Origin of the sequence: Streptomyces sp. 8K308 (genome assembly GCF_004348315.1) — a bacterium.
GTDB lineage: Bacteria > Actinomycetota > Actinomycetes > Streptomycetales > Streptomycetaceae > Streptomyces.
The window spans coordinates 18,520-39,395 of the sequence record NZ_SMKC01000026.1 but is presented as its reverse complement, the minus strand read 5'-3'; the positions used below and the strand labels follow the sequence as shown (position 1 = coordinate 39,395).

The 20,876-nt window shown below is 74.4% G+C and carries 22 protein-coding genes and 2 pseudogenes; 11 read left to right on the top strand and 13 right to left on the bottom strand.

Features of this window, described 5'->3' with window-relative positions:
- Positions 1 to 47 precede the first annotated feature (47 nt).
- A complete protein-coding gene (locus tag E1265_RS06660; protein ID WP_243740577.1) occupies positions 48 to 1,088 on the bottom strand; it encodes an aminotransferase class V-fold PLP-dependent enzyme in 1,041 nt (346 codons plus the stop codon).
- 246 nt (positions 1,089 to 1,334) lie between these two features.
- On the opposite strand from E1265_RS06660, the gene E1265_RS06655 reads away from it, so the two are divergent.
- From E1265_RS06655 to E1265_RS06640, 4 genes are all read left to right on the top strand, one after another.
- Positions 1,335 to 2,075: an IclR family transcriptional regulator gene (locus tag E1265_RS06655; protein ID WP_132929284.1), complete on the top strand. Its 741-nt coding sequence runs from the start codon at positions 1,335 to 1,337 to the stop codon at positions 2,073 to 2,075.
- Between the two features lie 85 nt (positions 2,076 to 2,160).
- Entirely contained in the window at positions 2,161 to 2,868 is a 708-nt protein-coding gene (locus E1265_RS06650; RefSeq protein WP_132929283.1) for a ribonuclease H, read from the top strand.
- 158 nt (positions 2,869 to 3,026) lie between these two features.
- On the top strand, positions 3,027 to 3,254 hold the full coding sequence (locus tag E1265_RS06645; RefSeq protein ID WP_132929282.1) for a hypothetical protein: 228 nt from the start codon (positions 3,027 to 3,029) through the stop codon (positions 3,252 to 3,254).
- A gap of 73 nt (positions 3,255 to 3,327) precedes the next feature.
- A complete protein-coding gene (locus tag E1265_RS06640) occupies positions 3,328 to 4,113 on the top strand; it encodes a FadR/GntR family transcriptional regulator (protein WP_132929281.1) in 786 nt (261 codons plus the stop codon).
- Between the two features lie 171 nt (positions 4,114 to 4,284).
- Here E1265_RS06640 and E1265_RS40220 read toward each other — a convergent pair whose 3' ends face one another.
- Together E1265_RS40220 and E1265_RS06630 are read right to left on the bottom strand one after the other, a co-directional pair.
- Positions 4,285 to 4,923, bottom strand: a complete 639-nt coding sequence (locus tag E1265_RS40220) for a peptidoglycan-binding domain-containing protein (protein ID WP_279571408.1) — start codon at positions 4,921 to 4,923, stop codon at positions 4,285 to 4,287.
- Between the two features lie 144 nt (positions 4,924 to 5,067).
- Positions 5,068 to 5,349, bottom strand: a pseudogene (locus E1265_RS06630) (ABATE domain-containing protein); the annotation flags it as partial.
- Positions 5,350 to 5,420: 71 nt separating this feature from the next.
- Here E1265_RS06630 and E1265_RS06625 point away from each other — a divergent pair.
- Positions 5,421 to 5,913, top strand: a pseudogene (locus tag E1265_RS06625) (MBL fold metallo-hydrolase); the annotation flags it as partial.
- 64 nt (positions 5,914 to 5,977) lie between these two features.
- Here the strand turns inward: E1265_RS06625 and E1265_RS06620 are convergent.
- Positions 5,978 to 7,219 carry an aminotransferase class I/II-fold pyridoxal phosphate-dependent enzyme gene (locus E1265_RS06620; protein WP_132929279.1) on the bottom strand — a complete coding sequence of 414 codons (1,242 nt, stop codon included), beginning with the start codon at positions 7,217 to 7,219 and terminating at the stop codon, positions 5,978 to 5,980.
- 204 nt (positions 7,220 to 7,423) lie between these two features.
- Between E1265_RS06620 and E1265_RS06615 the strand changes: the two genes are divergently transcribed.
- On the top strand, positions 7,424 to 8,341 hold the full coding sequence (locus E1265_RS06615; RefSeq protein ID WP_132929278.1) for a LysR family transcriptional regulator: 918 nt from the start codon (positions 7,424 to 7,426) through the stop codon (positions 8,339 to 8,341).
- A 112-nt stretch (positions 8,342 to 8,453) separates the two neighbouring features.
- Entirely contained in the window at positions 8,454 to 9,221 is a 768-nt protein-coding gene (locus E1265_RS06610) for an alpha/beta hydrolase (protein ID WP_207930978.1), read from the top strand.
- 31 nt (positions 9,222 to 9,252) lie between these two features.
- Here the strand turns inward: E1265_RS06610 and E1265_RS06605 are convergent, their stop codons facing one another.
- Together E1265_RS06605 and E1265_RS06600 are read right to left on the bottom strand one after the other, a co-directional pair.
- The gene (locus E1265_RS06605; protein ID WP_132929276.1) at positions 9,253 to 10,155 is read right to left on the bottom strand and encodes a Gfo/Idh/MocA family oxidoreductase; all 903 of its coding nucleotides are present in this window, start codon (positions 10,153 to 10,155) and stop codon (positions 9,253 to 9,255) included.
- Between the two features lie 105 nt (positions 10,156 to 10,260).
- Entirely contained in the window at positions 10,261 to 11,232 is a 972-nt protein-coding gene (locus E1265_RS06600) for a WYL domain-containing protein (RefSeq protein ID WP_207930977.1), read from the bottom strand.
- Between the two features lie 84 nt (positions 11,233 to 11,316).
- On the opposite strand from E1265_RS06600, the gene E1265_RS06595 reads away from it, so the two are divergent.
- Positions 11,317 to 11,736, top strand: coding sequence for a DUF3224 domain-containing protein (locus tag E1265_RS06595; RefSeq protein WP_132929274.1), 420 nt, complete (start codon positions 11,317 to 11,319; stop codon positions 11,734 to 11,736).
- A 22-nt stretch (positions 11,737 to 11,758) separates the two neighbouring features.
- On the opposite strand, the gene ung is transcribed toward E1265_RS06595, so the two are convergent.
- The 5 genes from ung to E1265_RS06570 form a co-directional block, all read right to left on the bottom strand.
- Positions 11,759 to 12,430, bottom strand: a complete 672-nt coding sequence (ung, locus tag E1265_RS06590) for a uracil-DNA glycosylase (protein ID WP_207930980.1) — start codon at positions 12,428 to 12,430, stop codon at positions 11,759 to 11,761.
- Positions 12,431 to 12,511: 81 nt separating this feature from the next.
- Positions 12,512 to 13,273 (bottom strand): 3-oxoacyl-ACP reductase FabG, encoded by a 762-nt coding sequence (fabG, locus tag E1265_RS06585; RefSeq protein WP_132929272.1) that lies wholly within the window; start codon positions 13,271 to 13,273, stop codon positions 12,512 to 12,514.
- A 91-nt stretch (positions 13,274 to 13,364) separates the two neighbouring features.
- Positions 13,365 to 13,760, bottom strand: coding sequence for a DUF3037 domain-containing protein (locus E1265_RS06580; RefSeq protein ID WP_132929271.1), 396 nt, complete (start codon positions 13,758 to 13,760; stop codon positions 13,365 to 13,367).
- Positions 13,757 to 14,587 (bottom strand): HipA family kinase, encoded by an 831-nt coding sequence (locus E1265_RS06575; protein WP_132929270.1) that lies wholly within the window; start codon positions 14,585 to 14,587, stop codon positions 13,757 to 13,759. Before E1265_RS06575 ends, E1265_RS06580 begins: the two co-directional genes overlap by 4 nt.
- 19 nt (positions 14,588 to 14,606) lie before the next feature.
- A complete protein-coding gene (locus E1265_RS06570) occupies positions 14,607 to 15,938 on the bottom strand; it encodes an aminotransferase class I/II-fold pyridoxal phosphate-dependent enzyme (RefSeq protein ID WP_132929269.1) in 1,332 nt (443 codons plus the stop codon).
- A gap of 18 nt (positions 15,939 to 15,956) precedes the next feature.
- On the opposite strand from E1265_RS06570, the gene E1265_RS06565 reads away from it, so the two are divergent.
- Complete coding sequence (locus tag E1265_RS06565) at positions 15,957 to 16,670, top strand: pyridoxamine 5'-phosphate oxidase family protein (RefSeq protein ID WP_132929268.1); 714 nt, start codon at positions 15,957 to 15,959, stop codon at positions 16,668 to 16,670.
- Positions 16,671 to 16,799: 129 nt separating this feature from the next.
- Positions 16,800 to 17,534, top strand: a complete 735-nt coding sequence (locus E1265_RS06560; protein WP_243740576.1) for a DUF4232 domain-containing protein — start codon at positions 16,800 to 16,802, stop codon at positions 17,532 to 17,534.
- A 37-nt stretch (positions 17,535 to 17,571) separates the two neighbouring features.
- Here the strand turns inward: E1265_RS06560 and E1265_RS06555 are convergent, their stop codons facing one another.
- Complete coding sequence (locus tag E1265_RS06555; protein ID WP_132929286.1) at positions 17,572 to 18,411, bottom strand: CPBP family intramembrane glutamic endopeptidase; 840 nt, start codon at positions 18,409 to 18,411, stop codon at positions 17,572 to 17,574.
- Between the two features lie 84 nt (positions 18,412 to 18,495).
- Positions 18,496 to 19,989: a glutamate--cysteine ligase gene (locus E1265_RS06550; RefSeq protein ID WP_132929266.1), complete on the bottom strand. Its 1,494-nt coding sequence runs from the start codon at positions 19,987 to 19,989 to the stop codon at positions 18,496 to 18,498.
- A 269-nt stretch (positions 19,990 to 20,258) separates the two neighbouring features.
- Between E1265_RS06550 and E1265_RS06545 the strand changes: the two genes are divergently transcribed.
- Complete coding sequence (locus E1265_RS06545; protein ID WP_132929265.1) at positions 20,259 to 20,828, top strand: hypothetical protein; 570 nt, start codon at positions 20,259 to 20,261, stop codon at positions 20,826 to 20,828.
- Positions 20,829 to 20,876 lie beyond the last annotated feature (48 nt).

Sequence of the window (20,876 nt, the reverse complement as noted above, 5' to 3'; positions counted from 1 at the left end):
GACAGGCGTGGTGGAAGGCGTGGTGGGGGCGCCGGTCGGGGGGACGGTCATCGCGACTCCTCGTCTCGGTCGTCGTGCGGGGCGCGCAGGACCTCGAGGGCGGCCTGGAGGCCGGTGGGGTCGACGGCCACGCCGGCCAGTTGGAGGCCCATCTGGACGCCGGCGAGGGTGCCGGCCAACGTCAGGTCGTTGAGGTCGCCGAGGTGGCCGATCCGGAACATCCGGCGGGCGAGCCTGCCGAGGCCGGTGCCGAGCGACATGTCGAAGCGGTCGAGGACGGTCCGGCGAACCGCGTCCGCGTCGTGGTCGTCGGTGAGCAGCACGGCCGTCAGCGAGCTCGAGTGCGCGTGTTCGTCGGCGCACAGCACCTCGAGGCCCCAGCCCCGGACCGCGGCCCTGGTCGCCTCGGCGTGGCGGTCGTGCCGCGCGAAGACCGCGGGCAGCCCCTCCGCTTCGAGCAGGAGCAGCGCCTCGCGTAGCCCGTGGAGCAGGTTGGTGGGCGGGGTGTACGGGTAGTAGCCGCGCTCGTTGGCCTTCAGGATGGGCGCCCAGTCCCAGTACGAGCGCGGCAGCCGCGCCCGGTCCGCGGCCGCGAGCGCCTTCTCGCTGACGGCGTTGAACCCCAGGTCGGGCGGCAGCATCAGGCCCTTCTGCGAGCAGCCGACCGTGACGTCCACGCCCCACTCGTCGTGCCGGTAGTCGATGGAGGCCAGCGAGGAGATCGCGTCGACCAGCAACAGCGCGGGGTGCTCCGCCTCATCGATGGCGGCCCGGATCTCCGGCACGCGGCTGGTGACCCCGGTCGAGGTCTCGTCGTGGACGACCAGCACCGCGGCGATGGCGTGCTCCTCGTCCGCGCCGAGCCGCTCGGCGACGGCCGCCGGGTCGACGCCGCGCCGCCAGTCCCCGGAGACGAAGTCGACGACCGGTCCGAGTCCCTCCGCCATCTCGCGCCACAGGGTCGCGAAGTGGCCGGTCTCGAAGGCGAGTACGCGATCGCCGGGCGAGAGGGTGTTGACGAGCGCCGCCTCCCAGGCCCCGGTGCCCGACGAGGGGTAGACGACGACGGGTCCGCCGGTGCCGAACACCGGCCCGAGCCGCCGGAGCAGGTCGTTGCGAGTTCGGCGAAGTCCGGTCCTCGGTGGTCGATGGTGGGTCGCGCCATGGCCCGCAACACCCGGTCGGGAACGTTGGTCGGCCCGGGGATCCCCAGGAAATGCCGTCCGCTGTGAGCGGTCACTACACCCAACCCCCTTTAACTGTGCCGTGAGGCGGTACGCTGTGCCGTTCAGAGCGCGGTGAGGTGAGGGATCGACGATCGAGGAGTCAAGGCAGTGCGCAATGTCCTGAACGCCCTTCGAGTCCTGGAAGAGGTCGCCACCCGGCAGCCGATCGGAGTCGGCGAGTTGGCGCGCGTGCTCGACATGCCCAAGAGCTCGGTGCAGCGCGCGTTGGTCACGCTCCACACGGCGGGCTGGATCCGCCCGGCGTCAGGCGAGGTCAGGCGGTGGGTGATGACCACCAAGGCGCTGGCGGTCGGCGGGCGCGCCAGCGGCGACCTCGGCCTGCGCGACGCGGCCGTGCCGCTCATGGAGGAGCTGCGCCAGCGCACGGAGGAGACCATCCACCTCACGGTTCCCGAGGAGGACCGGGTCGTCCTCATCGAGCGGCTCGAGACCACCAACCCGCTGCGCATCAGCATGGCGCTCGGGCACGCGCTGCCCCTGCACGCCTCCGCCAACGGCAAGGCCGTCCTCGCCAACGGCGGCGAGGAGCGGCTGGGCCGCCTGTTCGCGGACGAGCTGCCGCGCTACACGGAGCACACGATCACCGATCCTGACCAGTTGCTCGCGGAGCTGGCCGGGATCAGGGAACGGGGCTTCGCCGTCAACCATGGGGAGTGGCGTATCGACGTCGGTTCGGTCGCCGCCGCCGTGCTCGCGGGCCCCGGGAAGCCGATCGCCAGCCTCAGCGTGAACGTGCCGATGAGCCGCCTGACGGAGGAGTCGGAGGCGCGCTGGGGCCGGCTGGTGCGCGAGGCGGCGGCGGACCTCGCGGCCCGGCTCGGTCGGTAGGCGCCGGGCCCGCGACGGGCCGGGTCTCGGTGGTCTCAACGGCTCGCGTCAGGGCGGCCCGCCGACCACTGGCATCATCGGGGGCATGACGGAACGGATCATCGCCGCCTGCGACGGGGCGTCGAAGGGCAATCCCGGGCAGGCCGCCTGGGCCTGGGTCATCGCGGACGCCGACGGCGCCCCGGCGCGCTGGGCGGCCGGCCCGCTGGGCACGGCGACGAACAACGTCGCGGAGCTGTCCGCGCTGCGCCACCTGCTGGAGGCGACGGACCCGGCCGTGCCGATGGAGGTGCGGATGGACTCGCAGTACGCGATGAAGGCCGTCACCACCTGGTTGCCCGGCTGGAAGAAGAAGGGGTGGAAGACGGCGTCCGGCACGCCGGTGGCCAACCGGGACCTGGTCGAGGGGATCGACCGGCTGCTCGCGGACCGCGCGGTGGAGTTCGTGTACGTGGCGGCGCACCAGGTGGACGGTGACCGGCTCAACGACTTCGCCGACCGCGCCGCCAGCCAGGCCGCCGCCAGCCAGCTCGCCGCCGGCAGCGCCCAGGGCTCCGCTGACCCGCCGCCGGCGACCAGGGCGGCGAAGCCGCCCAAGGCCGCCAAGGCGTCGAAGGCGGGGCAGCCGGCGGGCCGCCGGGCGCCGAAGGGCGTGATCAGCGCGAAGTTCCCCGGCCGCTGCCGCTGCGGCCGGCCGTACGCGGCCAGCGAGCCGATCGCCAGGAACGCGCAGGGCTGGGGACATCCGACCTGCCGGGACGCCGAGTCCGAGGCCGCCGGCCGGAGCTCCTGACCGGACACGACCGGCGGCGTCGCCGCACAGCGCGCTCACTGCGATGCCGGCCATGACGGCGACGCCCTCCTACAGCGTCCCCCGGCCCGATGCCCGTTCGGCCCGCGCCTGCTCGCGGCGGTCCCGCTGCTGCCCCATGTCGCTGGGCGAGGGGCCTGGTGACGGCGGGCGCGGCGCTGGTGACCGCGCTGGCCGGGCCAGCCGTGTTCTCGGTCGAGACCGCGGGCACGGCCGCCGAGGGGGCGATCCCGACGGTGAGGCCCACGTCGGCGGGGATGCCCTTCGGCGGCTTCAACGGCTCCGGCCGGCCCGCCGCCGGCTCGGACTCCGCGGCCGCGCGGACCACGCACTTCCCGGCGACGACGATCGACGACGTCCGGGGGTAAGACCTCGGCGCCGGCGTCTGGCGCCCGCGCCCGCGGTGGGGGCGGCTTCCCGGCCTGCTGTTAGCTCCTTGGCATGCCCGCCCCGCCCACCTCACCATCGGGTCGTGCCGCGCCCTCCTCGCAGCGAGGGCTGCTGACGGAGCGCGTGGCGCGCCAGTTGGAGCACGACATCCGGTCGGGCGAGATCGCCGTCGGGGACAAGCTGCCCTCGGAGCGTGAGCTGGCCGAGCGGTTCGGCGCCAGCCGGAACGTGGTCCGCGAGGCGCTGCGACGTCTGGAGGCCCAGCACCTGATCGAGGTGGCGCCGGGCCGGGGCTCGTTCGTCAGCGAGCAGTCGCCGGGGCAGGCCCGGAGTTACGACGCCCTGTACCGGGCGGGCCGTCCCACCGTGCGGCACCTGATCGAGGCCCGCATCCCGCTGGAGGTCGAGATCGTGGGGCTCGCCACGGAGCGGGCCGACGAGTCGGACCTCGACGTGATGCGCCGGGCCAACGAGGTGCTGCTGAGGGCGACCGACGTCGTGCACAAGGCCCGTGCGGACCTCGACCTCCACGACGCGATCGCGGCGGCCAGCGGCAACCCGGTGCTGCGGATCATGCTGTCGTCGATCGGCGGAATGATGTTCGAGATGATGCTCCGCTCGAACTCCGACCCGTCGATCGGCGAGCCGGGCGTGCCGCACCACCCGGAGATCCTCGAGGCGATCGAGGCCCGCGACGTCGAGCTGGCCAGGTCGCGGATGCGTGAGCACCTCACGCTCGGGTTGCGGACCTACGGCGCGGACCTCGACCTCGGCCTGGACGTCATGGCACGGCAGCACATCGAGACCCTGTTGCGGCAGTCACACGACCACGGCTAGCCGGCACCGGCCGATCGCCCACCACCGGTCGGCGGGACCTGGTCTTCCGGGGCTGGTCAAGTCGCCCGACGCCTGCGGTCCAACTGGTCCTACCAGTTGGACCAGAATGCGGGTACGGGACATTCTGCGCAAGAAAGTCGAGGACAAGGATGTCCACGAGCAGCCATCCGGTCAACCGCCGCTCCTTCGGCAGGCTCGTCGCGGCCGTGGCGGCCACGGCCGCGGGCGGAGCGACGCGGGACCGGCGTCGTGTGCGGGGGGCGCGGGTCGCTGACCGTGCCGTGCCGCGCGGACCATCGCTGCCCCCGGGGTTCCGCGGCGCGGCCACGGTGGCCGCGCCGCGACCCACCCCGGCGGGCACGGGTACTCGTCCTCGATCACCTTCTCGGGCCCGCGGGTACGCGCTCGCCCCGGTGACCTCATGCGGGGTTGGGCGCCTCGTCGGGGGTGCAGACACCGCCACGTGTTCGGGCCGACGATGCCGTCGACGCCGATGCCGCAGGCGTACTGGGCCGCCATCACGGCGTCCCGGGTGTTGGGCCCGAGGATCCCGTCCTGGGCTATCCCCCAGCCCACATGCGCAGCAGACACTGCGCGTGCGCCACGGCGGAGCCGCTGGAGCCGTACGAGAGCACCGGGTGACTCCCGCTGTAACCGCAGGGCGCCGAGATCGAGACCTCTTGGGCGCCCGCCACCGTCCCCTGACCCGCCCGGACCTGCGCGGTCCCGGCCTGGGCCGGCGAGGTGATCGCTACCACGCCCCCCGCGGCCAGCACCGCGGAAGCCGTTGCGGGCAGAGCGCTGACGCATCCTCATCGTTGCCTCTCCCATGAACACCTCTGCCGACTGCCGAGTCCTGACCGGTCCACGGCAACAGCAGTCTGCCCGCGCGCCATCGACGGGGCTTGGCAGCGAGCGCCACGTCCTTCGCGTAGCGCGTCGCCCTGCCGGCAGGGCGCGGGCCCGCTCGCCGCAGCGGGTGGAGCACCAGTGGCGGCTGCCGTGGCGGAGCAGGTAGCGGTTGCGGGGAGCGGAACCGCAGGCGGTGAGGGCGGGCAGCCCCGCGACGCGGGAGGCGAACAGCGACCTGATCCGTTCGCGCGGCGACCGCAGTTGCGACGCGCACATCTCCCGCAGCCCTGCATCGACCGGAGCGAGGCCGTGTTCCGACAGCCACTGGTTCGCCCGCGCGGGGGTGCCCAGGAGATCGACGGTGGGCCCGCCGGGCAGCGAGATCGCGCTGTCGTCACCACACGGTCCAACGACATCTCTCCGTGAGGTGGCCCGTGTCCTCCCTTCCCGCGGCCGACGAGCACGCCGACAGCCCCGACACCTCCGGCCGAAGTCTGCTCGCCGACGGCCTCCGCACCCTGACCACGCCCGGCGGCGGACGCCTGGCCGAGCGCTCGGGGGAGCGAGTCAGGGCCTGGCGGACTGGGAGTCCATCATCCTTGACCGTCCCGATGGCGGCACGGTCACCGTGACCGGTGTCCCGGCGATCCACGGCCCCGGCTCGCGAGACGAGGCCAAGCCGGTCAGCGGCCAGGTCGTCGGCTTCGTACTGACCGGCGAGGGCATGCCCACCGGCTACGTCAGCGGCGACAACGCTCACTCGACGCGGTGCGCGAGATCGCCGACCGCTTCGACAACCAACCGCTCATCCTGGACAGCGACCGGGCCGCCGAGGCCGCCCGGATCCTCGGCGCCCGCCGCGTGGGCCCCGCGCACCACGACAGCTGGGCCCACTTCACCGAGGGCCGCGACGACCTGCTGGCCGCCTTCACCACCACCGGCCTCGCGACCGCCAGGACTGGGCCGGCGGAGCTGGCCTCTCCCTCCCGAACCGCGGGAACCGGCGGCCGGGTCAGCGGAGGGCCTCGAAAGCCTCGCCGAGGCGCGTGAGGGCCGGGGCGATCCAGGGCAGGGTCTCCGGTTCCGCCGCGGCCAGCGCCGCCTGGCGTTGGTCCCGGGTGGCGCCGTACAGGAGGCTGGTGGCGATCCTGAGGGTCAGGGCGGTGCTCGGTTCGCCGAACGCGCTGCCGGGGAGGGTGGCGACACCGTGCCGGTCGAGCAGGGCGGTGGCCAGCTCGCCGCCGCCGTCGATCCCCCGGGCGCGCAGGGCCTCCCGGAGGGGAGCGAAGTCGGGGTAGAGGTAGAAGCCGGCCTGGGGTCGGCGGCAGTGGGCTCCCGCCAGCAGGAGTTGGACGTGCGCCTCGTGGGCGACGCGGGCGTGCAGGCGACGGGCGGCGGCGATGTGGGCGGTGATCTCCGGGGGGTCGTCCAGGGCGTGGGCGGCGACGGCCTGCATGGGCGCCGCCAGGCTGGACCAGATCTCGCTGGCCACTCCCGTCAACTCCTGCCGCAGTCGTCGCCCCCAACGACCGGCGGGCAGGCGGGAGAAGCCGATCCGCCAGCCGCCCAGGGCGAGCGACTTGCTCAACCCGGTGGTGACGACGGTCCGTTCGGCCAGGTACCTGGCCGGGCTCGGCGCCGGGGCGTCGTGGCTCAGCTCGGCGTAGATCTCGTCGCTGATCACGGCGAGTCCGTGGCGCTCGGCGATCCGGCAGACCGCCTCGACCTGCTCGGCCGGGGCGACGGTGCCGGTCGGGTTGTCCGGAACGGTGAGCACCAGGACGCCAGGCCGGGCCCCGTCCGCGACCGCTCGCCCGAGGTCCCGCTCCAGACGCTCCGGGTCGGGGATGCCTCCGGCCTCGGCCGGGATGGGAACGGAGACGACCCGGCGGCCGAGCAGGGCGGCCTGGGCCGCGTAGGAGACCCACGCCGGGCGCGGCAGCACCACGTCGCCGCCGATCGCGGCGAGCAAGGCGAAGAGCAGCGGCTTGCTCCCGGGCGCGAAGAGGATCTGGTCGGCCTCGGTCGGCAGGCCGCGCCGGGTGAACCAGCCCGCCGCGGCGGCCCGGGCCGGCGGTGAGCCGGCGACCGGGCCGTAACCGTTGCGCGCGTGGGCGTCGGCGAGCACCTCGGCCAGGCCAGGGGGCACCGGCAGCCCGGCCTCCCCGAACCCCAGGTGCAGCACGTCCTGCCCGGCGTCCCGGCGGGCCGTGACCGCCTCGTCGATGGCGAGGGTCGCGGAGTGCGTCGTCATGGTGAACCGTCCTTGTTCTGCGGGTGGCGTACTGCGGGTGGCGTACTGCGGGTGGCGTACTGCGGGTGGCGTACTGCGAGGGGCGTACCGGCGGGCGGCGATAGCCGTGGATGCCGCGCTCCTGGGCCGGGGCCGTGACCAGCGTGCCCGACGCGTAGCATCAGCGACAGCGCGAAATTCCGGCGGACGGCTTAAGGAGAACTGATGCTCGATCTGCGCCGGCTGGAGATTCTGCACCGCTTCGCCGCCCGCGGCACCATCGCCGCCACGGCCGCCGACCTGGGGTACTCGCCGTCGGCGGTCTCCCAGCAACTCGCGGCCCTGGAACGGGAGGCCGGCGTCGCGTTGCTCGAGCGCACCGCCCAGCGCGCGAGCCTGACCGACGCCGGGCGCGAGTTGGCCGAGCACGCCGCCGGCATCCTCGCCGCCGTGGAGACCGCCCAGGGCCGCCTGCGCGCCCGCGCCGACACGGTCGGCGGTCGGGTGACCGTCAGCTGCATCCCCGGCCTGGCGGCCGTGCTCGCCCCCCAGTTGGCCGCGCTGCGGCGCGCGCACCCCGAGCTCACCGTCATCGCGCACGAGACGGGCTCGACCACGGCCGCGGCGGCCGTCCTCGATCGCCGCTACGACCTCGCCGTCATCGACGACTGGTCCGAGCGCCCACCGACCGAGAGCGCCGGCCTCGCCGTCCACCGACTGCGCCGCGAGGACGTCGTCCTCGCGGTCCCGGCGAACCCCGCTCCGCCCCATGACGAGTGGTCGGGGCAGGTCACCGCCGCCCGGCTGCGTGCGATAGTCCGGCAGGAGACCTGGCTGTGCGCCCCGGTCGGGCAGCTCTCGCGGGCCGCGGGCGACCGGCGGCTGGCCGCCGCCGGCGCGACCCCCGAGCGGCGCTGGGAGTTCGAGGGGCTGCACATCCTCGCCGCCCTGGTCGCGGCCGGAGCCGGCGTGGCCCTGCTGCCCCTCGGCGTCGCCGCGGACCAGGCGGGTGTCGCCTGGCTGCCGCTGGTCCCCGCCATGCGGCGGCACGTCCTGGCGCTCACCAGGACCACCACCCGGGATGACCCGGCCGTCGCGGCCTGCCTGGAAGCCGTCCGACAGGCCCTGGGACACCGCGGCTGATCCGGCACCGACCGCCCGCCGAACCGGCGTTGAATCGTTCTATCCTGCCGAGGACCCGCTCCGGCGCCCCGACTCGGCCGGCGCCACGAACGAAACCGAGGGACGAACGACCGTGATCGACTCCGGACTCGAAGGCCGCCTCACCGCATTTCCCGCCCCCGCGCCGGCCCGGGAACCCGCACCCGCGGTGCTCGTCCTGCCGGGCGGCGGCTACCACCGGCACGGCGAGCACGAGGGTGAGCCAGTGGCCCGCTGGCTGAACGGGCTCGGGCTCTCCGCGTTCGTGCTGCGCTACCGGGTCGCGCCGCACCGGCACCCGGCGGCCCTCGAGGACGGCCGCGCGGCGCTGCGCGCCATCCGGGCGGAGGCCACCGCGCTGAGGATCGACCCGGACCGGGTGGCGGTGCTCGGCTTCTCCGCCGGCGGCCACCTGGCCGCCTCCCTGGCCAGCGACCCGGACCTCACGCCGGCCGACCGGCCGGCGCTCGCCGTGCTCTGCTACCCGGTGATCTCCTTCAGCCACCTGCCCCATCTCGGCTCGCTCCAGGCGTTGTTGGGCCCGGACGCGGGCCCGGGCGAGCTGCGCGCCGCGTCGCGGGAGTTGACGGTGGACCGGGACACGCCGCCGGTCTTCCTGTGGCACACGGCCGACGACGCGTCGGTCGACGTCTCGCACGCGCTGCGCTACACCGAGGCCCTCGCGGCGGCCGGGGTGCCGGTCGAACTCCACGTGCTCCCGCACGGCCGGCACGGCGTCGGCCTCGCCCCCGAGCAGCCGGAGCTGTCCCGCTGGACGGACTGGTGTGCCGCGTGGTTCCGCTCGCACGGCTGGTGCCGGGGACCGGCCGACGAACCGTCGGGCGCTCACGCGGACAGATGACGTGCTCCCCCACGCGTGAACCGCCCCGGGCTCAGTCCTGGCCGAGCGCGGCGCGCACCACCCGCTCGCACAGTTCGTGGGAGCGCAGCGCGTCGCGGGCACTCAGGGTGCGCCCGGCGCGCACGGCGTCGAGGAAGGCGACGGCGGCCTGTTCGATGCCGCGCTGCCGGGCGACGGGCACCCAGTCGCCGCGGCGCCTGACGCTCGGCTGGCCCCTGTGGTCGGTGATCTCGGCGAGGTTGCGCACCTCCCGCTTGCTGTCCTGCCCGGAGATCTCCAGGACCTCCTCGGCGGAGCCCGAGACCCGGTTCATGGCACCGATCGCGGTGAAGCCGTCGCCGGAGAGCTGGAGCACCACGTGGTGCAGCAGCCCGTCGCGCACCCGGGCCGTGACGCCGACCCGGTCGACGGGTCCTGGCGCCAGGAAGCGCAGGGTGTCGACGACGTGGATGAAGTCGTCGAAGACGGTGTGCCGCGGGTCCTCGGGCAGCGAGCGGCGGTGCTTCTGGAGCACGATCAGGTCGCGGGGGTGCTCCAGGCAGTGGGCGTAGGCGGGGGCGTGTCGGCGGTTGAAGCCGACGGCCAGGGAGACCCCGCGCTCCTCGGCCAGTTCGGCGAGCCGCTGGGCGGCGCCGAGCTCGGAGGCGAGCGGTTTGTCGACATAGGTGGGTATGCCGGCGGTGAGCAGCCGGCTGACGATCGCCGGGTGGGCGTGCGTGGGAGCGTGCACGAAGGCGGCGTCGGGGCGGGCGGCGATCAGTGCGTCCAGGTCGGCGTGGCAGTGCTCGTCTGGGACGCGGTGGACGCGGGCGGTGCGGGCCAGGGTGGCGGGGCTGCGGGTGTGGAGCAGCGGCCGGACCCCGGGCTGGGTGGTGATCACGGGCAGGTACGCCTTGTGGGCGATGTCGCCGAGACCGATCACGCCGACCTTCACGCATGTCCCCCTGGTGGTGTGGGTGTCGCGGGTGGTGCGCGGCTGCCCGCGGTCGGGATCGCCGCCGTGGACGGGCAGCTTACGCTTCGTGCGCCGGCGGGCCGGTCAGCGGTAGCGGTCGGCCAGTTCACGGACGGTGGCGGCGAGGGCGGCGCGCAGTTCGGGCGGGCCGAGCACCTCGGCCTCCGCGCCGAGCCTGAGCAGGTCGGTGACGGCGACCGGCGTGTTCTCCACGGGCAGGGTCAGCTCGGCCCAGCCGTCCTGGTCGGCCGGCGCGGCCTCCCGGACGGCACGCGCGCCGGCGGCGCCGAACATCATCGGCATCAGGCGGCGGCCGCGTGGTGAGACGCGCAGCCGGGCCTCGCCCTGGTAGCGGGCGGCCTCCAGGGCGCGGGCGGAGCCGGCCCAGTAGTCAGCCAGGTCGAAGTCGGCTGGCCGCTCGGCCGGCCGGTCGAGGGGCTCGACGGCGAGCAGCCGGGAGACCCGGTAGGTGCGCGGCGTCCGGTCGGCGGCGGCGACCAGGTACCAGATGCCGCCCTTGAGGACGAGGCCGAGCGGATCGAGGTCCCGGTCCACCTCGCCCCGCCAGCGGCGGTACCTGACCCGCAGCCGCCTGCCGTCCCAGACGGCCGCGGCGACCTGGGCGAGGAACGGCACGGGGTCGGCGTCGCGGAACCAGCCGGGGGCGTCCAGGTGGAAGCGCTCCTGGACGCGCCGGGCGCGCTCGCCGAGCTCGGCGGGGAGCGCGGCGGCCAGCTTGAGCCGGGCGGTGGCCAGGTCGGCGCCCAGGCCGAGTTCGGCGGCGGCGGCCGGCATGCCGGCGAGCGCGAGCGAGTCGGCCTCCTCGCCGGTGAGGCCGGTGAGCCGGGTGCGGTAGCCGTCAAGCAGCCGGAAGCCGCCGGCCGGGCCGCGCTCGGCGTAGACCGGGACGCCGGAGGCGGAGAGCGCCTCGATGTCGCGGTAGACGGTGCGGATCGACACCTCCAGCTCGGCGGCGAGCTGCGGCGCGGTGAGCCGGCCGCGGTTCTGCAGCAGGAGCAGGGTCGTCAGGAGTCGGTCGGCGCGCACGCCTCCCATTGTGCCGCCGTACCTGACAGAAGATGTCAGGTATGGCGGCCAGGGTGGCTACGTCAACGCACCACGCCCATCGAGGAGCACGTCATGACCGGCACCACCACCACGCACACCACCGGCAGCTTCACCTACAAGGACTGGCAGGAGAGCGTCGTGGCCGGCGCGGAGGGCGAGGCCCGGCTGGCCACGGCGACCGTCGTCAACACGTTCTCCGGCGGCATCGAGGCGGCGGCCACGGACTGCGTGTACGCCATCTCCTACGCGGCCGACGGCACCGGCTCGTTCACCGGATACGAGCGGTGCGAGGGCACGGTGGCCGGGCGCTCCGGCACGTTCACGCTCCGGGAGTGGGGCACCTTCGACCAGGACGGCAGCGTGCACTGCTCGTTCGAGGTGCTGGAGGACTCCGGCACCAGCGAGCTCGCGGGGCTGCGAGGCACGGGCGGCTTCACCTACCTGCACGGCACGACGGCCGTGCCCTACACCTTCGACCACGAGCTGGCCTGAGCGCGGGGGCGCGCCCCCGCGCTCACTTCCCGAGGTCGGGGATCCGCCAGTCGATCGGCTCGTGCCCCTGGGCGGCGATGGCCGCGTCGATCTGGGTGAAGGGCTTCGAGCCGAAGAACTTCTTGGCGGACAGCGGCGAGGGGTGCGCGCCCTCCACCACGGCGTGCCGCTCGGTGTCGATCAGCGGCAGCTTCTTGCGGGCGTACGCGCCCCACAGCACGAACACCGCCGGGTCCCGGCGGGCCGCCACTGCGCGGATCACGGCGTCGGTGAACTGCTCCCAGCCGCGCCCCTTGTGGGAGTTGGGCTCGGCCTCGCGGACGGTGAGCACCGCGTTCAACAGGAGCACGCCCTGCTCGGCCCAGGGCATCAGGTAGCCGTTGTCCGGGATGGGGAGCCCGAGCTCGGCGTGCAGCTCCTTGTAGATGTTCCGCAGGGAGGGCGGGACGCGGACGCCGGGGCGCACCGAGAAGCAGAGACCGTGGCCCTGGCCGGCGCCGTGGTACGGGTCCTGGCCGAGGATCAGGACCTTGACCCGGTCGAATGGGGTGGCGGCCAGGGCCGCGAACACCTCGTCGCGCGGCGGGTACACCGGCCCCCTGGCCCGCTCCTCCTCGACGAACTCGGTGAGCTCCTTGAAGTAGGGCTTGTCGAGCTCCTCGCCGAGAACGCCCTGCCAGGACTCGGGCAGCATACCGGTCACGTCGTCAACCTCCGAGGGTTCGCGATCAGTTGTCGCCGGAAAACGTACCGGCAGCCACTGACAGCGGGCATCTCAGTCCAGCGGACCGCCGGCGACGTAGATGACCTGCCCGGACACGAAGCCGGCCGCGTCGCCGGTGAGATAGGCGATGGCGCCGGCCACGTCCTCGGGGCGGCCGACGCGCCGCACCGGAATCGACTCGGCGGCGGCCCGCTGGAAGTCCTCGAAGGACATGCCCACCCGGGCGGCGGTGGCGGCCGTCATGTCGGTGACGATGAACCCGGGGGCGACGGCGTTGGCGGTGACGCCGAACTTACCGAGTTCGATGGCGAGGGTCTTGGTGAAGCCCTGCAGACCGGCCTTGGCCGCCGAGTAGTTGGCCTGCCCCCGGTTGCCCTGCGCGGAGCTCGACGACAGGCTGACGACGCGGCCGAAGCCGGCGTCCACCATGTGCTTCTGGCAGGCCCTGGACATGAGGAAGGCACCGCGCAGGTGGACGCTCATCACGGTGTCCCAGTCCGCCTCGCTCATCTTGAACAGCAGGTTGTCGCGGAGCACCCCGGCGTTGTTGACCAGGATCACCGGCGGGCCGAGTTCCTCGGCGACCCGGGCCACGGCGCGCTCCACCGCCTCGGCCTCGGCGACGTCGCAGCCGACGGCCAGCGCGCGCCCGCCGGCTGCGGTGATCTCGGCGACGGTGTCGGCGCAGTTCTCCTCGGCGAGGTCGAGCACGGCGACGGCCCGGCCCTCGGCGGCGAGCCGGACGGCGGTGGCGGCGCCGATGCCTCGGGCCGCCCCGGTGACGATGGCGACGCGCTGCTCGGTGGTGGACATGCTGGCTTTCTCCTCGCCGTCGAGTGGGCTACCGGGTGCTACTCATTGGTAACGGGCGCACGGGCGACGGTAGAAGGGGCGGAACCGACTGTCAACGGACCAGCACGTCGAGCAGCCGGTCGAGCTCGGCCGACGGGTCGACGGTGAGCCCCGAGTGCACGGGGCCCGGCTGGACGACCGTGCTGCGCGGGGCGATCAGCCAGCGGAAGCGGCGGCCCGGGTCCTCGCCGGCGGCCTGGCCGGCGCCCGGGCCTCCGTGGCAGACACGCTCGGCGGCGCACAGCGCGGCCCGCACGCCGGCCACGTCTGCGCCGGGGTCGAGGGCGCGCAACCGGTCGGTGTCGAGGTGGACCCGGGCGGCCAGGAAGGAGGCGGCCCGGCAGTAGAGGACGACGCCCGCGTTCATCGTCTCGCCGCGCTCCATCCGGGGCACGACGCGCAGCAGGGCGTACTCGAAGACCTCACGTCCCTCGTGTGGCGCGCTCATCGGGCGGCTCCGCTCGGCTGGTCGGGGCGGCCGGTGAGCCAACCGGGGGCCTGGGACGGGCGGTCGGGGGTTGGAGCGCCGACCGTGACGCGCTCGCCGATGGTGGCGGCGCGCTCGACCAGGATGCCGGCGTAGGCGGTGCGCAGCTCGGCCGGGGTGGCGAGGCCCGGCTCGCCGGCCAGCCACTCGTCGGGGACCTGGGCCAGCACCTCGGCGAGCAGCTCGGGGGTGACCCGCGGGGCCAACTCGGCGGCGGCCGCGGCCACGTCGGGACCGAAGGGGGCGAGCGCGTGGTCGGAGGCGTCGTAGCCACGGCCGGCGAAGGCGGCCGCGGTCGGCCAGTTGTGGTGCCAGATCAGCGCGGCGCCGTGGTCGATGAGCCAGAGATCGCCGTGCCACACCAGCAGGTTGGGGTTGCGCCAGGAGCGGTCGACGTTGTTGACCAGGGCGTCGAACCAGATGATCCGGCCCGCCTGCGCGGCGTCCACCCGGTAGGCGAGCGGGTCGAAGCCGATGGAGCCCGGCAGGTAGTCCATGCCGAGGTTGAGCCCGCCGCTGGCCTTCAGCAGCTCCTGCACCTCCTGGTCGGGCTCGGCGCGCCCGATGACCGGGTCGAGGCGCATCCTGACCAGCTCGGGCACCCGCAGCCCGATGCGGCGGGCGAGCTCCCCGCAGATCACCTCCGCGACCAGGGACTTGGGCCCCTGACCGGCGCCGGTGAACTTCATCACATAGGTGCCGAGGTCGTCCGCCTCGACGATCCCGGGCAGCGAACCCCCCTCCCTGAGGGGGGTCACATAGCGGATGGCACAGGTTTCGCGGAGCACCGCCCCAGGCTATCCGGAGCTAGTCGTAGCGCCGGACGGCCGGGGGGCGGACCGCGGCGGCGACCGCGGCGGCCAGCGGCTCCACGTCGGTGTCGGCCAGCGGGGAGACGGTCAGCCGCAGCCCGGGCGGGGCGGCGATCCGGAACCTGGCGCCCGGCGCCGCGGCCCAACCGGCACGCAGCAGCCGGGTGATGGCCGCCGTCTCGTCGGGCACCGGGACCCAGACGTTGAGCCCGCTGCGGCCGTGGGCGGCGACGCCGCGGTCGGCGAGGGCGCGCAGCAGGGCGGCGCGGCGCTCGTCGTAGCGGCGGGCCGACGCGGCGACGGCGTCGCCCCGGCTGCGCCACAGCTCGGCGACCGCGTCCTGCAGCAGGTGGCTGACCCAACCGGGGCCGAGCCGCAGCCGGCCCTGCACCCGGTCGATGGTGACCGGGTCCCCGGTGCAGACGGCGAGCCGCAGGTCGGGCCCGAGCCCCTTGGCGTGGGAGCGGATCAGGGCCCAGCGGGTGCTGCCGCCGGCCAGGGAGTGGTAGGGCAGGCCGACGATGCCGTGGCCGTGGTCGTCCTCGACGAGCAGCGCTTCGGGGTGGGCGGCGAACTCGGCGCGCAACTCGGCGGCGCGGGACGCGGAGACGGCGGCGCCCGTCGGGTTCTGGGCGCGGGCGGTGACGACGACCGCGCGGGCCCCGCCGCGCAAGGCGCGGCCGACCGCGCCGGTGAGCGGACCCTCGTCGTCCACCGGGACGGGCACCGGCCGCAGGCCGAGCGCCGCGACCAGGTCGAGCAGGCTGCCCCAGCCCGGGTCCTCGACGGCGACCGCGTCACCGGGCCGCAGCCAGGCGGTCAGGACGCGCTCGACGGCGTCGAGCGCGCCGGAGGTGACGGTGAGCGGCCCGGCGGGAACGCCGTCGCGGTCGAGGTCGGCCCGGGCGAGGCGGGCCAGCTCGGCGGCGACCGGCGGGCCGCCGTAGAGCATGGGCGAGCGTGCGGCGCGCTCGGCGGCCGCCGCCAGGGCGGGGCCCAGGGGCGGCAGCAGCGCCGGGTCCGGGTTGCCCTGAGAGAGGTCGCGGACGCCGGGGGGCACCTCGACGGCGATGGCGTCGCGCGGGGAGCTGGCCGGGCGGGCCCGCACCCGGGTGCCGCGGCGGCCTGCGGTCTCCACCACGCCGCGGTCCCGCAGGGTGCGGTAGGCGGCGGCCACCGTGTTCGGGTTGACCCCCAGCTGGTCGGCCAGCTCGCGCAGCGAGGGCAGCGGCTGGCCGGGGACCAGGTCGCCGCTGCTGACCCCGCGCTCGACGCTGGCGGAAATCTCGGCAGCGCGCCGCCCCTCGATCCGATAATCTCCTAGCACACAGAACATTTTGCACTAATGCATACGGCTTCGCAAGCCGACGCACGCGACCGAGGAGGCACCGTGGCGGCCATCGACAGCGCCCCCACCTATCCGCAGACCCCGCGCACCACCCCGACCCGGGCCCGCGACCGGGTGACCTACGACCGGGAGTTGGTGCACCGCGTCCTGGACGACGGCTACCTGTGCCACCTGGGCTTCGTCAGGGACGGCGCGCCCGTGGTGCTGCCCACCCTGTACGCGCGGATCGGCGAGCGGCTCTACGTGCACGGGTCGACCGGTTCCCGGCCGGTGCGGTCCGCGGCCGGGACCCCCGAGGGCCTGCCGGTCTGCCTGACCGTGACCCATGTGGACGGCCTGGTGCTCGCCAAGTCGGCCTTCCACCACTCCGTCAACTACCGTTCGGTGGTGGTCCACGGCCTGGCCAGGCCGGTGACCGACGAGGCCGTGAAGCGCCGGGTGCTGGACGCGGTCGTCGACCAGGTGGTACCGGGCCGGGCCGCGGACTGCCGGCCGGCCGACGCCAGGGAGCTGGCCGCCACCGCGCTGCTCGAGCTCGAGCTGGCCGAGGTGTCGGTCAAGGTGCGCACCGGCGGCCCCAACGAGGACCCCGACGACCTCGACCTGCCCCACTGGAGCGGGGTGCTCCCCGCACGCACCGCGTATGGGCCGCCGGAGCCGGCGGGAGAGGGCACCGCGCCGGCCTATCTGGCGCGCCTCACCGGGCGCTGAGCCCCGGCAGGGTATAGGGAAGACGGCGGACGGGAACCTGGCTCGTCGTGCGGGCGTCCAAGCCCGCGCGGCGCCCACCCGGCGCCTACCCCCCACATCCGGCCGAACTCCCCACATTCGGAGGCGATCGTGGCCATTCGTCCGCTCCGCACGGCAGCAGTCATCACCCTCGGCGTACTCGCCCTCGCCGCTTGCGGCGGGTCCAACGACACGGCACAGGACGGCAACGCGGCCGCCGACTCCCCGGCGGGCGAGAGCTCGCCGGGCGGCGACGAGGCCCGAACCCTGCCGGACTCCGAACCCGGCTCCGATTCCGACCCGGGCACCGACTCAGACACCGAGTCCGAGTCGGGCGCGGGCGATGAGCAGCCGGAGGCGGAGCCGGGGTCCGGCTCGTCCGACGACGAGGGTTCGGTGCGGGCGGCCCAGCCCGGCTGGTGCGCCACCGACTCGCTGGCCGCGTCCCTGAGCCCGCTCAACGCGGCCGCGGGCCAGCGCTACGCGGCCCTGGTGCTGACCAACACCTCGGACGCCGCCTGCCGCACGCAGGGTTGGCCGGGACTCTCGCTTGAGACCGGCGAGGGCGACACGATCCCCACCACCACGGTCAGGGACGACTCGCGGGAGCCGGCCCAGCTGACCATCGAGCCCGGCGCCAGCGCCTGGGCGCAGCTGCACTGGACGGTGGTGGCCGGCGACGAGGACCCGGCGGACGGCAGCTGCGGCCCCGACCCCAGCACGCTCGAGGTGATCCCGCCGGACCAGGAGTCGGCCACCCCGGCCGACTGGGAGCTCGGCCAGGTCTGCGGTGCCGGCCGGATCGAGGCGCTGCCGCTGGCCAGTGGCAGCGGCCCGGCGGAGTAGCCGTGGCGCGCGGCGTGGCCGGGCCCGGCGGGCCCGGCTACGCCGTGGGCAGCCAGTCCACCCGGCCGGCGAGCAGCGCGTAGCCGACGAAGGCCACGATGTCGATCAGCGCGTGGGCCACCACAAGCGGCATCACCCGCCCCCACCGCCGGTACAGCCAGACGAAGATCACGCCCATCGCCACGTTGCCGAAGAAGCCGCCGATGCCCTGGTAGAGGTGGTAGGTGCCGCGCAGCACGGCGCTGCCGACCAGGGCCCCGGTCGGCGACCAGCCGAGCCGCTCGAGCCGCAGCAGCAGGAAGCCCACCACGATCACCTCCTCCACGACGGAGTTCTGGATCGCGGACAGGATCAGCACCGGGAACTTCCACCAGACCTCGGGCAGCGACTCGGGGACGACCGTGAGGCTGGCACCGGCCGCGTGCGCGCCGAGGTAGAGCATCAGCCCCGAGCCGCCGATGCCGGCGGCCACCACGGCCCCCCAGGCCAGGTCGAAGCGCGGCCGGGCGGCGTCGAAGCCGATAACGCGCAGGCCGCCGGCGCCCGGCCGGAGCCCGCCCTCGCGGGCGAGGGCGGGCTCCTGGGAAAGGCCCCTCTCCTGGGAAAGGAAGTGGGCCACGAGCAGCACCGGCACCAGCGCGGTGGCGATGCCGAACAGTTGCCAGGCGAGGTCGAGCCAGGGCCGGTCGGGGGCCCGGGAGGAGTTGAGGTTGGCGGCGTGGTCGCCGAGGCCGCCGGGACGGGTCAGCACCCCGGTGAAGCTGATCAGCGCGCTCACCGCGCTGGCACCGAGCGAGAGCGCGAGCACCAGCAGCAGCTCGTCGCGCGCCACCCGCCGGCCGAGCCCCGCACCGGCCCCGGTCGACGACACCCGCAACGCCGTCCCCTCGCCGTCCGGCTTCAACGCCACTTGGCCTCCCGTCCGGCGGCGCCGACGCCGGCCCGGGCCGCCGCCGGCCGGTCAGATGCCGGCCGGCCAGCTGTGCACGGGGGCGTCCGTGCGCGCCAGATCGCAGTATCGCCGGACGAGCTCGCGCAGCGCGGTCGACCGGTCAGCTCCACTGGCCACCAGTTGGTGGTAGGTCCGAGTCTGCCAGCCCGCGCCGGTGACCCGACGCCGGCACCGCTCCTCAATGACGGAGAGGTAGTGGTCGCGGTCGGGCGCCGCCACGCCGGCGGCCGCCAGACCCCGTTCGGCGAGCGGCAGCAGCCGCTCGGCTATCAGCCGGTGCGCGGGCTGCCTGACCAGCGCCGCGCCGTCCTCCGTCGGCCAGGTGAACTCGGCGTCGATGCCGTGCCGGCAGGCGGCCTGGAAGTTCGCCTCGGCGGCGGCGAACGGCAGTCGCCGCCACACCGGCTCCCGCTGGTCCGCGAGCGCGCGCGCCAGGCCGTAGTAGAAGGCGGCGTTGGCGACGGTGTCGGTGACGGTGGGCCCGGTGGACAGCACCCGGTTCTCCACGCGCAGGTGCGGCACGCCGTCGACCACCGCGTAGACCGGCCGGTTCCAGCGGTAGACGGTGCCGTTGTGCAGGGCGAGCTCGCCGAGCCTGGGCACGCCGCCGGCGTCGAGCACGGCCAGCGGGTCCTCGTCGTCGCGGAGCGGGAGCAGCGCCGGGAAGTACCGGATGTTCTCCTCGAACAGCTCGAGCACGGAGTCGATCCAGCGCTCGCCGAACCAGGCGCGCGGGCGCACGCCCTGGGCGGCGAGCTCCGGCGGGCGGCTGTCGGTGGCCTGGAGGAAGAGCTGGGGGCGGGACTCCTGCCAGAGCTCGTGGCCGAAGACGAAGGGCGCGTTGGCGCCGACGGCGATCTGCGCGGCGGTGGTGGCCTGGGCGGCGTTCCAGGTGTCGGCGAACCGGTCCGGGGTGACCTGGAGGTGGAACTGGACGGAGGTGCAGACGGCCTCGGCGGCGATCGAGTCGAAGGAGTGGCTCAGGGTCTCGGCGCCGGCGATGTCGAGGCGGATGGCCTCGCCCCGGGCGGCCAGTATCTGGTCGTTGAGGAGGGTGTAGCGGTCGCCGGGCGAGAGGCTGCCGGGGGCCACCTCCTCCGGGGTGATGGTCGGCAGCACCCCGGTGAGCACGAGGCCCGCGCCGAATTCGCCCGCCATTCGGTCGGCATAGCCAATGGCGATGCGCAGCTCTTCGGCCAGATCGTCGAAGACCCTGCCGAAGAGTCGACGTGGTGGCATATTGAGTTCGATGGTGAATTGTCCGAGCTCCGACTGGAAATCGTTGGTGGCCATTCGCGCGAGCACTTCGTCGTTCACCATTCGCGGCGAACCGCCGGAATCCGCCATGGACAGTTCGACCTCGAGGCCGATCAGATCACGCGGCCCGTCGAAGCGCTCCTCGCGCAGCAGCCTCGCCAGCGCCGCCAGGCAGTCGTGCAGCCTGGCCCGGTGCTCCTGACGGGCGGACAGGTCGAAGCGGTCGGCCACGAACTTCTCCCCCATGGGGGCACCTCCTCCGTCGAGCGGTGCCACGATCCTGCCCACGCGACGGGTGGGGGAACCAGGACCAGCGGTGCCCCCGGGGCCGAATCCGGCATATACCACCGGAATAATCGGTGACCGCTTAGGCCCTGCGGAGTCCGGTTTCCTCCTTGCCGAAACATCCGGGTGCGGCTAGACGAAACATGGGGAGAACAAGCCCGGTATAAAATTCCTGATGGCGTGTCTCCCATTCCAGAGGCGACCTACTCCAAAGCGAGAGGCGACCCATCATGCCCCTGCGTATCCCTTCGGCCCCGGCCATGGCCGAACAGTCGGTCCGCACCGCGCTGCACCCGGGCAGCGCGCGGACACCGCGTCCAGCGCACCTCGTCGGGGATACTCCCCGGCTGGTGCTTCCGCTCCCCCTGTACCGGTTGGCACCGGTCTCCTCGCTCACCGGGCCGCCGCGGGCCGGGCTGACCGGCTGGCGCTTCCTCCTCGAGCGTGACGGCCTGGTCGTGGGCGCGGCCGAGACCGCGCTCACGGCGGACGGCTGGGAGTTCTCCCACTTCCTCGAGGGACCGTTCATCGCGTCGACCGAGCGGGCCGTGCGGTTGGCCGAGGCCCTGCCGGCGCCGTACCAGCCGAGGCTGCTCTCCATCCCCGAGCTGTACATGCTGACGCTCTGGCTGCACACCGATCTGGAGGCCGAGCCGACCGCGGGCGACCCGCGGCCGGACGACCTGCTGGTGCCGCTCGCGCCGGCGCCGCCCGGCATCGCGGCCGACCGACCGGTGCGCACGGACGCGCTGTTGCCGCTGGTGACCAGCCGGGTGGCGCCGCTGGGGCTGGCGAGCTAGGTCCTGGCTCCCGCCTCACCGAAGGGTGCGCCCTGGGCCACGGGATCG